15 protein-coding genes and 1 pseudogene are annotated in these 12,840 nt (G+C 44.8%); 7 read left to right on the top strand and 9 right to left on the bottom strand.

Going from position 1 to position 12,840, the window contains the following annotated elements; all coding sequences use genetic code 11:
- Positions 1-307 precede the first annotated feature (307 nt).
- The 7 genes from ACTIE6_RS04780 to ACTIE6_RS04810 all read left to right on the top strand — a co-directional run bounded on the left by ACTIE6_RS04780 (position 308) and on the right by ACTIE6_RS04810 (position 5,194).
- A complete protein-coding gene (locus ACTIE6_RS04780) occupies positions 308-1,726 on the top strand; it encodes an MBL fold metallo-hydrolase (RefSeq protein ID WP_439555541.1) in 1,419 nt (472 codons plus the stop codon).
- Positions 1,727-1,730: 4 nt separating this feature from the next.
- Positions 1,731-2,039, top strand: coding sequence for a rhodanese-like domain-containing protein (locus tag ACTIE6_RS04785; protein ID WP_439555542.1), 309 nt, complete (start codon positions 1,731-1,733; stop codon positions 2,037-2,039).
- Between the two features lie 73 nt (positions 2,040-2,112).
- Positions 2,113-3,114 carry a c-type cytochrome gene (locus tag ACTIE6_RS04790; RefSeq protein WP_439555543.1) on the top strand — a complete coding sequence of 334 codons (1,002 nt, stop codon included), beginning with the start codon at positions 2,113-2,115 and terminating at the stop codon, positions 3,112-3,114.
- A 28-nt stretch (positions 3,115-3,142) separates the two neighbouring features.
- Positions 3,143-3,604, top strand: a complete 462-nt coding sequence (locus ACTIE6_RS04795) for a DsrE family protein (protein WP_439555544.1) — start codon at positions 3,143-3,145, stop codon at positions 3,602-3,604.
- A gap of 417 nt (positions 3,605-4,021) precedes the next feature.
- Positions 4,022-4,201, top strand: a complete 180-nt coding sequence (locus ACTIE6_RS04800) for a substrate-binding domain-containing protein (RefSeq protein WP_439555545.1) — start codon at positions 4,022-4,024, stop codon at positions 4,199-4,201.
- A gap of 28 nt (positions 4,202-4,229) precedes the next feature.
- On the top strand, positions 4,230-4,667 hold the full coding sequence (locus tag ACTIE6_RS04805) for a rhodanese-like domain-containing protein (protein WP_439555546.1): 438 nt from the start codon (positions 4,230-4,232) through the stop codon (positions 4,665-4,667).
- Between the two features lie 11 nt (positions 4,668-4,678).
- Positions 4,679-5,194 (top strand): TlpA family protein disulfide reductase, encoded by a 516-nt coding sequence (locus ACTIE6_RS04810; protein WP_439555547.1) that lies wholly within the window; start codon positions 4,679-4,681, stop codon positions 5,192-5,194.
- A 7-nt stretch (positions 5,195-5,201) separates the two neighbouring features.
- Here the strand turns inward: ACTIE6_RS04810 and ACTIE6_RS04815 are convergent, their stop codons facing one another.
- From ACTIE6_RS04815 to ACTIE6_RS04855, 9 genes and pseudogenes are all read right to left on the bottom strand, one after another.
- Positions 5,202-6,875 carry a bifunctional metallophosphatase/5'-nucleotidase gene (locus ACTIE6_RS04815; RefSeq protein ID WP_439555548.1) on the bottom strand — a complete coding sequence of 558 codons (1,674 nt, stop codon included), beginning with the start codon at positions 6,873-6,875 and terminating at the stop codon, positions 5,202-5,204.
- Positions 6,876-7,282: 407 nt separating this feature from the next.
- On the bottom strand, positions 7,283-7,711 hold the full coding sequence (locus tag ACTIE6_RS04820) for a chloride channel protein (protein ID WP_439555549.1): 429 nt from the start codon (positions 7,709-7,711) through the stop codon (positions 7,283-7,285).
- Between the two features lie 517 nt (positions 7,712-8,228).
- Entirely contained in the window at positions 8,229-8,570 is a 342-nt protein-coding gene (locus ACTIE6_RS04825; protein WP_439555550.1) for a c-type cytochrome, read from the bottom strand.
- A gap of 32 nt (positions 8,571-8,602) precedes the next feature.
- Positions 8,603-9,232, bottom strand: coding sequence for an SCO family protein (locus ACTIE6_RS04830; protein ID WP_439555551.1), 630 nt, complete (start codon positions 9,230-9,232; stop codon positions 8,603-8,605).
- Positions 9,229-9,720 carry a hypothetical protein gene (locus ACTIE6_RS04835; RefSeq protein ID WP_439555552.1) on the bottom strand — a complete coding sequence of 164 codons (492 nt, stop codon included), beginning with the start codon at positions 9,718-9,720 and terminating at the stop codon, positions 9,229-9,231. Before ACTIE6_RS04835 ends, ACTIE6_RS04830 begins: the two co-directional genes overlap by 4 nt.
- A 181-nt stretch (positions 9,721-9,901) precedes the next feature.
- Positions 9,902-10,963, bottom strand: coding sequence for a cytochrome-c peroxidase (locus ACTIE6_RS04840; RefSeq protein WP_439555553.1), 1,062 nt, complete (start codon positions 10,961-10,963; stop codon positions 9,902-9,904).
- An 8-nt stretch (positions 10,964-10,971) separates the two neighbouring features.
- Positions 10,972-11,763, bottom strand: coding sequence for an MbnP family protein (locus ACTIE6_RS04845; RefSeq protein WP_439555554.1), 792 nt, complete (start codon positions 11,761-11,763; stop codon positions 10,972-10,974).
- Positions 11,764-11,973: 210 nt separating this feature from the next.
- Positions 11,974-12,354, bottom strand: coding sequence for a hypothetical protein (locus ACTIE6_RS04850; RefSeq protein ID WP_439555555.1), 381 nt, complete (start codon positions 12,352-12,354; stop codon positions 11,974-11,976).
- Positions 12,355-12,378: 24 nt separating this feature from the next.
- Positions 12,379-12,840, bottom strand: a pseudogene (locus ACTIE6_RS04855) (hypothetical protein); the annotation flags it as partial.

The following is a 12,840-nucleotide window of genomic DNA, read 5'->3' on the forward strand; positions in this document are numbered from 1 at the left end:
AGTCGGACAGCTTCATGAAAAAGCACCATTATGATTTGGCGGTGGTAAGTCCGGCCGGGGAGATACCGCCGGCTTTTATGCAGGGGGCTGTTCCTACCACTGTAATCCTGGATCCGGAAGGGAAATGGTTTATAGACAGGAAGGTGCCGCCGATTATAGTAGTGCTGAAATGACAGAGATGATTGCCCGGCTGGCTAAGTAGGAGGAGCTAAATACTTAAAGCCAAATTGTTACGTGACAAATATCACCGAAGCTTTCAGGGTTATTTGCCAGATTTGTATATCATTTCAACCGAATGGGAAGGATCATGCATTTCGAAAAAATTTATACAGGATGTCTGGCGCAGGGTGCGTATTATATCGAAAGTGACGGGGAAGCTGCCGTAATCGATCCACTCCGCGAGGTTCATCCTTACCTTGAGATGGCCGAAAAGAGAGGATCAAAAATTAAATATGTTTTTGAAACCCATTTTCATGCAGATTTCGTCTCAGGGCATATTGACCTTGCTCAAAAAACGGGTGCAGATATTGTATATGGCCAGACCGCTAAGCCAGAATTTGGCGCAGTGATCGCTGCTGACGGTCAGCAGTTTTGTATTGGAAAATTCACGCTAACAGCCATCCATACACCCGGGCACACCATGGAAAGCACCTGTTATTTATTGAAAGATGAAAATGGCAAGGACACCGCCCTTTTCACTGGTAACACCTTGTTTATTGATGATGTCGGCAGAGCTGATCTAGCACAAAAAAATGAAAACACCTTAAATGATCAAATCCTGGCAGGTTATCTATTTGAGTCGCTTCGCAGCAAGATTATGCCCCTCTCTGATGAGATCATGGTTTATCCTGCCCATGGAGCAGGAAGCGCATGTGGGAAGAATATGAGCATGCAGACCAGTGATACGCTTGGTAACCAGAAAAGATCCAATTACGCTTTGAGGGAAGATGTGACCCGCGAGCAGTTCATTAAGGAGGTGACTGCCGGGCTTTCAGCGCCACCTGCTTATTTTCCATTTAATGTGATGATGAATATAAAGGGATATGAGAACATAGATATGGTTTTAGAAAGGGGCAATATGGCACTGGATCCGGAGCAGTTTGAGAACGCAGCCAATGAAACCGGGGCATTGATCCTAGATACCCGGGATGCGGAAGTGTTTGCCAACGGCTTTATTCCTAACTCAATTAACATCGGTATCAACGGAGGATTTGCTCCGTGGGTAGGCTCGCTGATCCCTGATACCCGTCAGCCTATTCTGCTTGTTTGTGAGATTGGCCGCGAAGAAGAAGTTATAACCAGGCTGGCACGTGTAGGATACGATTTTTCGATTGGATATCTGAAAAGGGGCTTTGATGCATGGAAAGAATCGGAAAAGCAGTTTGATAGTATTGATTCAGTTACAGCAGAGCAGATGGCCGAAAACTTTCTGGATATGCCTGGGGCTATAATCGTGGATGTGCGTAAACGTAGCGAATACGAGGCAGAGCACGTCACCGGGGCATTGAATATCCCACTTGATGAGATCAATGCAATGCTTGCGGGTATAGAAAAGGACAAAACATACCTTGTGCACTGTGCCACTGGCTACCGCTCCATGATCTTTAACTCAATTCTTAGGGCACGCGGATATGGTAGCCTGATCGATATCAAGGGAGGTTTCAAGGCTGTCAAGCAGCATGGAGCGATCAAAATAAGTCAGTATATATGTCCATTAACCATATAATAGCATGGGATTATTAGCGAGATTTTTAGGGATTGGAAAAACAAACTTACAAACTGTTATCGACCAAGGGTGTCTGATTATAGACGTGCGCACTCCCGAGGAGTTCAGGCATGCGCACCTTGCATCGAGCGTCAATATTCCATTAGATACGCTCCCATCTAAAATTGACGGACTTAAAAGCAATGAGCAGCCGGTAATTACATGCTGTCGGAGCGGGGCAAGAAGCGCAAGAGCGACCAAAATGTTAAAGCAGGCTGGGATAACGTCTTATAATGGCGGTTCTTGGGAAAGTTTGCGGGGCTTAACAACGTAGCCAATTTAAAGTGATTTTGCAGCCGCTAGCGATTTAAAATTTACTGTTGTGGATATTTAATCCGGACTAACCAATGAAAAATGCGCAACCTGGTAGATGGCAAATGAGTATTCTGATTGCATTGTGTTCAGTTGCGACGGTTGTCTTTGTTGCAAAACAGTCAGGCCTTTGGGATCAAGCACGGGGCGATGCAGCCTGGCCTGAAAAAATACAACATTTAAAAACAGTAAAAGCTGCCACTATATCTAATAACCAAAGACTAGAATCTGAAAAGGAGCTTGTTGCATACGGCAAAGACCTGATTGCCAATACATCGAGATATTTGGGGCCCAAAGGAAGCGTGATGCAAATTTCAAATGGGATGAATTGTCAGAATTGTCATTTGGAAGCAGGTACAAAGATAATGGGCAATAATTTTCTGGCGGTCTCTTCGACCTACCCGAAGTTTAGGGCAAGGTCTGCCAGCACTGAAACGATCATCAAAAGAATATCCGATTGTTTTGAAAGAAGTTTAAACGGCAGAAAACCCGATAGCGCAAGTAAAGAAATGAAGGCAATGGTCTCCTACATGAAGTGGGTTGGAAAAGGCGTAGTAAAAGGAAAGACGCCCAAAGGTACAGGGCTAAACAAGCTAGCGTATCTTGACAGGGCTGCTGATCCACAGACTGGCAGGGTTCTCTACAAAGAAAAGTGCGCGGTTTGCCATGGGGCAAAAGGCGAAGGGATTATGCAGCCGGATTTCAAATCGTTTATCTATCCGCCCCTTTGGGGAAATAGCAGCTATAACGACGGCGCAGGGCTTTACAGGATTTCGTCCTTTGCAGGTTATATTAAAGATAATATGCCATTTGGAGCCAATTATCAAAATCCAATCCTGACCGATGAGCAGGCCTGGGATTTGGCCGCATTTGTTAATTCGCAACCACGTCCCCATAAAGACCAGGCCGTGGATTGGAAGAATATTTCTCAAAAGCCAATAGACTTTCCATTCGGGCCTTATTCAGATACGTTTACAGAAAACCAGCATAAATTTGGTCCCTTCAAGCCTATTGCAGCGACCAGGATAAGTAAATAATAACCGTTTCAATTAAAATTATCGAGAAATGAAAAAGATCACATCCCTTTTATTTGCTACTGCTATGCTGCTTTCAATCGGAGCATGGGCGCAGGAAAAAGCAGTTAATCCAAGTGAATTTCATGGCGCAGTTGCCGATAAAAAGTCTTACAAAGTCGTTTATCAGCTTAATAGTGACGATGATAAAATTATTAAGGCTACCATGAAAAACATAATGAATGCCTTGGAGGATCCCCGTCTGAAAGGAAAGCTTCAAGCAGAGCTCGTGGTACACGGCGGTGGAGTTGCTGTCTTCAAAAAAACGAATTCTTATGAGAGCCAATTGAAGGCCTTACAGGCAAAAGGGGTTATCCTGGCCGAATGCGCAAACACACTTCGGGAGCGTAATATCAGTAAGGATGAGCTTTTTGATTTTATATCATTTGTCCCTAGCGGTAACGGCGAGATAATAATCCGTCAGCAGCAGGGATGGGCCATAGTACACCCATAAAGTTTCACCGCTATGAATAAACTCTTTTTTAACAATTATGCTTGTTAACCTCTTTGCTTTTGGCAGGGTGAAAGGCCAGGATCATTGATTTTGATCCACCCTGGAATACCCCGCCAACTGACGGCTTGCAATTCACGTTACCAGGCATAGACAATGTACCTGATCTGTACGGAGATATTACTGATCCCCAATTGATGGTATTTTTGGAGGTAACCAGTTTATAGTGATTGATGATTAATTATCAGCATTTAAGAAACATTATCCGCAGTATCAATGGGTATTTGCAGAGACGTTACCGCCGGGGATTTTGGGCAACCGATCTAACCCAGATACATCACCGGCAAACACCAATGCCAATTTTGTACGGGCAGTCACATGCAGGTCCTGTATGGTATTCTGAGGCTTATTATCAAAAAAATGATCGGGAATCTGATTGAGCTTGTAGAAATTCCTGGGAAAGATAATATTGAATCAACCTATGTAGCTAGATTGCTAAAAAAAGCACCCCATCCCAAAGCCGCCAAGGATTTTATGGATGTTCTGACCAGTAATACAGCAAAAGATATTTATTTCAAATATAGCTTTAATGAGAATTAAACGCATGTCTTCCAAACACTTTAAGAATATGAAAAAGATCAAACAAATGATTACAGTCTTATCTCTGTTAATCTCATTTACATATGTGCAGGCGCAAATCACGCAGGAGCCCTGGTCTGCTTCCCAGCTTATGCCGCCAAAGAAATTGGCAGACCGGATTCAGCAGGCACAAGCACCTATGCCTCTGATCGTTAATATCGGCCCGCAGGCAGTTATCAAGGGTTCTGTGGATGTTGGCCCAGCAGGTGAAAAGCCCAATATTAAAAAGCTTGAAACATTTCTTTCGAAAGAGGATAAAAACCGTGAAGTGGTCCTGTACTGTGGGTGCTGTCCATTTGATCGTTGCCCTAATATCAGGCCTGCCTTTACCCAGATCAAAAAAATGGGATTTAAAAAGGCTAAGCTTTTAGATATACCCAAGAATATCAAAACAGATTGGATCGATAAGGACTACCCAGTTCAATAATGATTTGTAAAATGAAACAACTAGTGCTCACAATTTGCTTAACAGGCCTATTGTATAATATTGGCGGAAGTGTATCCGCACAACAACCACTTAAAATTGGAAGCCAGGCTCCCGAAATCACGCTGCCTTCGATAACTGGTAAGCAAAAGTCGCTTTCATCCATGAAAGGCAATTTCGTGTTGATCGACTTTTGGGCATCCTGGTGCGCGCCCTGCATTCAGGAGCAGCCAGAGCTTAAAAGGTTGTATGCGAAGTATCATCGTCCTGGTTTACAAAGCAAAAATTTTGAAATTTTTGCAGTTTCTCTTGATAGTAAAAAAGATGCGTGGCACCGGACGGTTAAGAAACTAGGTCTCCCCTGGACCCAGGTCAGTGATTTGAAATTTTGGACATCCCCAGTTGCAAAGACTTATCAATTGGAGGGGATTCCTTTCAATGCGATCATCGATGAAAAAGGCTCAATTATTGCACTAAACCTGCATGGAAAGGAATTAGAAGAGTTTTTAAAAGATAAGGTAGGTAAGTAATCCAGCTTTAAACGAACTGATAATCTACACCAGTTACCTGGCTAAGCAAGTTTTGTGGTCCGTCCAGAATCCTGGCATCTGCTCTGAGGGCAGGGGTTACCGGAGAAAATTCTTTCAAATATTCTTTCATCATGCTATGTAGTGTGTAGTTGGTATTTTGGGCGTTTTTGACACCTTTTAGCCGGCAAAGCATATCTTGTGGATCACCCTCCCTTTCGCATGCACACAAAGAGTATTCTCTTTGTGGGTCTAATGGCTGTCCGTTGACGGTTACTTTTTGAATCCTTTTTCCCAATTGTTCGAACGCTTTGAAATCCATTTGCATGCCTTTAAAGCGGATCAGCCAGCCTCCAAACCGTTTTGAAGCATCCTGGGCGAAGACATTTTGCAACTCTTTTTCAAGCCATTCCAGAAGTTGTGAGCCAGTTGCAGTGCCAGTTCTGATAACTGCATCCACAGGGAGCATATCAAAAAGATATCCTTCGGTAATTACTGCCTTACCATCCTTATTTAGTGCAAGTGGCGGACAAAACCGAAACCCATTGGAAAGGACAATGTCAGAATGAATTTTAGTTTTTAATGCGTCAACGATCAGGTTGTCGATTGTGTTTTCGACGACAAAGTACCTGTATAAAGGCAAGGTACTGTCTCCTATGATCTGGTCAATATCCTTTTTAAAAGGTTTTTCAATCTCTGAGATCAGTTTAACAACTTCTTTTTTTGCAGGGTACTTCTCAGGATTTACCTCAATAAGCTCGTAGGTGTCTTCTACAATTTGCCCATTTTTTACTGTTAAGTCAAGTTTACCAATGAATGAGCCGAAAGTACCAGGTTCCACGATTTTAGTGTATTTCGCTTGAATTGGTTTGCGTATCCTTTCATGTGTATCAGCACCAAAAATGTAGTTTACTCCTTTACAATCCGGATGATTGCCTAAGGCGATTTGTTGAGACAAACCCAGGTGTGATAAAATAATGACAAAGTCGCATTGTTCCTGCTCTTTCAGGAGATTGACATACGTTTTAAGATTTTCTTCGGGCTTTGTGTAAACAATTCCTTTGCTATAGACTGGTGATTGCCGCAGCGGTACCAATGGATCCGTATAGCCAAGAAAACCTACTTTAATACCCAAGCGGTGCATAATTTGATACGGCTGAAATATCAGCTCACCTTTTTTACCGTCACCTAGATCGTGGTACATATTTGCACAAATCTTGGGAGCCAGAAGGGCTCCCATTAATTTTTGCATATTCTTTTTATAGTATACAACCTCCCAATTTCCTGGTAGAAACAGGTCATAGTTCAAAGCATTCAAAAGTGGGACAAATGCATGTCCATTGGTCTTTACAGAAAGCAGACTGCCCTGGAACATATCACCAGTGTCCATGGCAATGGTGTTTTCTGGATTTTCTATTCTTAGCATATCCAAGGCTGTGGCCAGGTGGGCATAACCACCAGCTTTACGAAATACCGCTTTGTCGTTTTCCCAGAATAATTCGTCATGGTTATGGAGCTGGCAATGGACATCGGTGGTTTGAAGGAAAGTGATCTTCCCATTTAACAAACTTTCGGGCTTGTTACTATCGGTTTGTTTGATTTGTTCAGACAATTTCAAAGTTGAACTTCCACCAGCTGCGGTAGCAAAAAAGCTAGACTGTAAGAATTTTCTTCTTGATTGCATGTTAATCAAAATTTTAGGACAGCCTAAAGCATGCCGCTTTAAAAATACAGACTAAAACAAGCAGCTTCTGTGATATTTGTTACATTGTTATGAAATAGGGATATTCCGGCATGAAGAGAGGCAGTATTCCGGCAACTTGAGCCGACGATTCATTTATAATCTTCTCATTCTTTTACGATTGTAGTGAGCTAATGTATAAGCAGTTTGCTGTTATTTTGATTCTGGAGGTGCGCGAAAACGGTGGTTAAATCAAATTTACGACACCTTAGCTATGATATTAAAGGCTTCAAAAAACAGTTATCATAGGTGTTTTTCAAGGACGTTAATTCAAGCGCGAATACATCACCAGCAGCAAATACAAAACGTTTACCGCTGAAAGCCCAGAGACAAATGGGATATGATAATGGTTATGCCCAACGTTCCAGGCCCGGGTCGTCAGGTCTGCAAAAGATAGCGTCGTCGAAAGCGGGTATGAGCGCATTATAGCCGATGCTGCCGATCAGAAACACTTCCAGGCCAAATACGGCTCCGGCAAGAGGGGTGCCGAAAACGGAGCCAAATCCCGCTGCGATGCCTGCAACAAGTACTAGTTTTCCGTCCCTGGGCTTTAATCTTAAAATGCGGGTAAACTGGTCAGAGATTGAGCCGCCCATTTGAAAGGCAGTTCCTTCGCGGCCGGCAGACCTGCCAACTAGATGGGTGGCAATGGTACCGGTGAGCACAAACGGGGCCATTTTTAACGGAATAATTTTAGAGGGCTGGTTGATGTTTTCCAGCAGCAGGTTATTGCCTGCCTCTATCTCCTTTCCAAAATAATGGTATAGACACCCGATCATGAATCCGGCTATCGGAAGTAGTGCAATTAGGAAGACGTGTTGCTGACGGTAACGGGTTGCCCAATCAAGGCAGATCAGAAAGAATTCAGACGCAGAACCCATCAGTAAACCAACCAATCCCGACATGACAAGCCACTTGACTGTGAAAAATAGGATTGGATATTTCCAGAAAAGGAAGACTAGTTTTTAGAGAGACGAAACCTTGATGCGGACATTTTAAATATACCTATTAGATGAACAAATACGATTTGATCCTAATAAGCGCCATCAGCCCTGACGGGCGGTTCCAGCAGGAAGACACCATTTTCTGTATTGCAAAGGCAAAAATACGCTAAATTTTAGAAGCGAATCGCTATTAATAATAGTTGGTTCAGCAATAGTGAATTTATCAAAAAGCGGATTATCAATGAATGGGCCTTTCTAATGCGTCAAAAAGGTTAACTGATAGTAAAAACCCAGGGAATATTTCCCCTGGATTTAAGTATTACCAAACAAGTTTACTCTAAACTCAGATTGATTAAGAGTGCTTTTTAGCCAGGGAGTTGATCCAGGCCGCTATTTTTAAGGCATCCTTTTCAGGAACATGTTTCATGGGTGCCATGGGTGGATAGCTCGGCCAGTTGGACGGCTTGGGCGTATAGATCAGCTCTACGATCTGCTTTTCGGTGTATTTCTTTTTGGACACATCGATGTAACCCGGCCCGATCAGTTTGGCATCTGCCTTGTGGCAGGCCAGGCAGGCATACTGTTGCAAAAGCTTTTGAATGTCGTCTGGGATTTTCACGCTGTGCTGCTGCTGTGCCCAGGCCTGTGAAATAGTGAATACCAGACCAATTATAAGTACGCTTAATGTTTTCATTGCTAACTGGATGATTGTGTTTAATATTTTAATTACTCATTTTCCCGGATCAGGTTTCTCATATCCCGGATCAGCTGGGCTGTGCTCAGCTCGGATGTGCCATCATACATCCCGCGCACGTGCTTGTCTTTATCGACCAAAATGAAAGAACCGCTGTGTATAAAACCGCCCGGCTCATCGGGGTCAGTGCCGGCACTGACCATATAGTGCTTTTGGCCGATCTCGTAGATCTTTTCGCGCTCACCAGTTACAAATTGCCACATACCCGTCTCTACACCAAGGTCACTGGCATATTGACCCAGCACTGCGGGCGTATCGTGACCGGGATCAATGGTATGCGAGAGAATGCGCACATCATCATTGTCCTTGAAGCGTTCATAGACTTTAAGCATATTGGACTTCATCAGGGGGCAGATTGTCGGACACGTGGTAAAGAAGAAGTCGGCCACATAGATTTTGCCGTCCATGTCCTTATGGGTAACCTTTTGATTCTGATGGTTGACAAAGGAGAAAGCTGGGATTTTTGGATATTCAGTAACCTGGGTCTGCTTACCGTCCACCATTTTTAACACGGTTGTAGGCTCGCCCAGGATCGGCAGCTTTTCCGGGCTGCAGCCAAAAGCGGCGAATGCCAGTAAAATGAATCCAGCTTTTTTCATCATTTCTTATCATTTACAAACTTTTCCGAATCCGCTATTGTGCTTGCAATCTGGGATCTTAGTGCTTGCATTTTTGCTGTTTGCTCGGCAACGTATGCATCCTGCTTACCCTCGGAAAGCCTTTCGAGCGTATCAGCCTTGTACTGGTGCATCCAGCCCATCATGGCTTCGTCGGCCTGATCGAGCTGACTGATTAATGCCAGCGCCTGGGACTTTTGCTTTTTGAGTACTGCATCAGGTTTGATTTTATCAAGGCTGTCCAAAGCATTTGCCTTACCGGTGAGCTGGGTTTTAAGGCGCATGATTTCATCCATTTTAAGCATGATGCTGTCATGGGTTGCCATCAATGCGGCTGTTTTAGGATTGCCATGACCTGCATGCGATGCATCGTGATGCGCTATGTGCTCGTGCTTAGCCTGCTCGTCTTGGTCTTTTGTGCTGCATGCCGTAAAAGCAATACCGGCAAAAAGGATTAATAAGTATCTTTTCATACATATTTCAGTTAACAGACTTTCAGCAGCATCCCTAGAAGACAACTGGTTATCACTGCATGAAAACCAATAAGTGCCAGTGCCGTAACATTTGGCTTACTGCGCCTAGGCGCTAGTCCGACACCGCTGTCTTGCAAGAGATGCTGCAGATCCTCAGAGGATAATAGCCTGTTCATGTTTTTTAAAAATTTTGGGGTTTCTGGTGCTCTGGGTTTTGGGTAAAATCTGGATCCGAGAGCGTATGCAGAAACGAAATAATCTGTTTATTTTCCTGCGCTGAAAGGCTAAGGCCACTGGCCGGCAGCCGGGCATCAAGTGTAGCCGACGGCTTCACCCCTGCCGAGTAATGTTCCAGGACATCTTCCAGGCTGGAAAACCGGCCATCATGCATGTAGGGCGCAGTGAGGGCCACATTTCTCAACGAGGGCGTTTTGAATTTGCCCAGATCTGCCAGATCATAACTGATCCGGTAGCGGCCCATGTAAAGGCCTTCATGCTCCATATTTGAAAAGTCGGCATCAATACCATTGTTATGATAGCTCTGATCGGTGAAGAGCTCCCCCGTGTGGCAGCCCTGGCATTTCTGCCTGACCAGCGTCAGCCCGGCCAGTTCATCGCTGGTCAGCGAGCCACCTGTTTGATTTAGGCGGTAACGGTCATAGCGGGAACCCGCCGAAACCAGTGAGCGCTGGAACTGTGCAAGTGCCTTTGCTACATTTTGTGAGCTGACGGGCTCTTGGAAAGCATTCTCGAACCCTGATACGTATGTGGGAACTGCGTTTAATTCATCAACCAGCTCATACAGGTTTTGGGCCATTTCATCATGCGCCGTCAGCGGGCCGAATACCTGCGATTCCAGGTTTGTTGACCCTCCATCCCAGAAAAGCCCGTTATTGGTCCAGGCCAGGTTAAACAAAGCAGGGGAGTGCCGGTGTAATGCAGTGCCCGACACACCCGCCTTGCTAAATCGCTCGCCATCGGTAAAAGCCAGCTTCGGATCGTGACAGCTCGCGCAGGAAACTTTGTTATTGGCCGAAAGCCTGACATCATAAAATAGCTTCCTGCCCAGCTCGATCCCTTCCCGGCTCATCGGGTTATGGGTATTAAAGACAGGCTGCGGGAAATGTGCCGGAACCTGAAAGCTGTAAGCCTGGGGTTCGGGCTCCATATCCTGCCTGCTGCTGCATGAAGAAAGGCTCCATACAGCAGCTGCTAAAAATGCTATCGTTTTGATGCCACTCATTTCGTTATTTACTTGGCTTCTGATCCAAACACAATTGCCTTGGTGGCGTAGTTTGTTGAAATTGTAGACATCAACGGAGCAGTCATGGCGTTGATCGCAGGATTTGCCATCACATCGATACCATCAAGGACCTTTGTAACGTCCAGATTGAGCACTACACCCTTCGAGGTGGATGAATTCACCGGGGCAGGCAGGTCAATGCTCAGCGACTTGTAATTTGCATTTAGCCCGGTCTCAGCAGTAAACGCTTTCGAATCCGCGCCTTTTTTGACTGTGCCGCCAACGGAGGTAAACAGGTAGCTGGAATGCCACATCCAGGCAATATTGCTCATGCCGTTTGCAATGGTCAGCTCACCAGCTTTAAGGCTCAGATTGTCATTGTATTTCGAGTCAACACCGATCGAAAACTTGATTGTTTTATACTCGCCAGCGGGGATGTCTTTTAAGGTGATCGTTTCCCGTTTGTTGGCTGGATAAGTCATTTTGTCATTGATTGTGCCTGAAAGGTCCAGATCACCGACTTCTTCCATTAAATAGTATGACTGGGGCACAACGTATTCACTGCCCTTTGTATCAACCAGCACAACGTTACTTACCCAGTAGCGAAACTTGTTGAAGTTGAGTGTCTGGCCACCAATGGCAAAATCCTTATTTAATGCAAAATCTTCACTCCCTACCCGTGTGTCGAGCGTAATAGCCAGATCACCCGGTGTCACCGGTGTTACAATTTGGTTGTCATCGTTGTCTGAGCATGAGGTCAATAGGGCTGCTGCAAGTGCGAATGTTAGAAAACGTTTCATTTTGGTTGTTGTCTTGGTTTAAAATTGAATTAAAGAATGGTTTGAACTGCGGCGTAATTGCACGCAGCTGCGGGTGTTTTTTTGAAATGACTTATGAGTATCATATACAGCCAATCCATAACATGCTACTCAGCGTTAGCTGGTTGGCAGATACACACAGCAGGGTTGCCACGAGGGGCTCGCAGAACCAATGATTATCTCATAAAACAGTTATCCCAGTTGGGGCGGATCAAGAAGGCGGGTAATGGGGGAATTATAAACAGGAAGGCGGTAGAAGAAACACGTCACGCAGTGCGGCAATTGCGGCGTGTGGGGAAAGGTAAAGGCGTGGAATGGGGCAATAAAAAGCTGGGCGATAGGCATATTCTCAACCCGCTGGGCAGTTTCCTTGTCTTTTTTGTCCTGCTGCTGCTTTAATTTTTTGGCCAGGTAGCATTTGCCGTTGCAATTCAGTTTTGGCCTGTCGCGGTTTTCACAAAGGACTTTGGCTATGTAGCTCCTGTTTAACTGGAAATAGGCGATCGTTCCCCACGGGCTAAGCGTGGGTAGCATGATTGCAAAAAGCAAAACGTATGCTATGAATGATCGCATGAATTCAGGTCAGTACAAGTTAAATCAGAATAAAAATCCAAGCTGGACCAAAACACGTTCCTTGGCAATCACGTGACCGGAGGCACTTCTCTGTGCCACAGGTTTCTGCGCATTGATGCCCAGGGTCCATTTGTTGGTAAAAAATGTTACCCCGGCAGTCGCGTTGAGCATCCTGCCCCCCGTTATATCAAGCACCTGGCCATGCTGCTTTCCATGATCGGCATGTTCACCATAGAGGCCCAGGCTAGGTGTGAGCGAAACGGTTCCAATATTAAATGAGCGGTAAAGCTCGATGGTACCAAAAACCTGGTCACCAAAACGGTAACCCTGCGAGTTGACCGTATTGAACTTACGGGAAATGTTGGTAGCAAGGCCCCACTGGTCTTTATTGATTGTATAAAAGGCATTAACAATAAAGTCCGTGCTTCCTGTGCCTAACTGGAAATTCGCATTTGCAACTTCGAGTGTATTGTTTTCATCAAACTT

This window comes from Dyadobacter sp. (assembly GCF_051859145.1).
In the GTDB taxonomy this organism is placed as follows: Bacteria; Bacteroidota; Bacteroidia; order Cytophagales; family Spirosomataceae; genus Dyadobacter.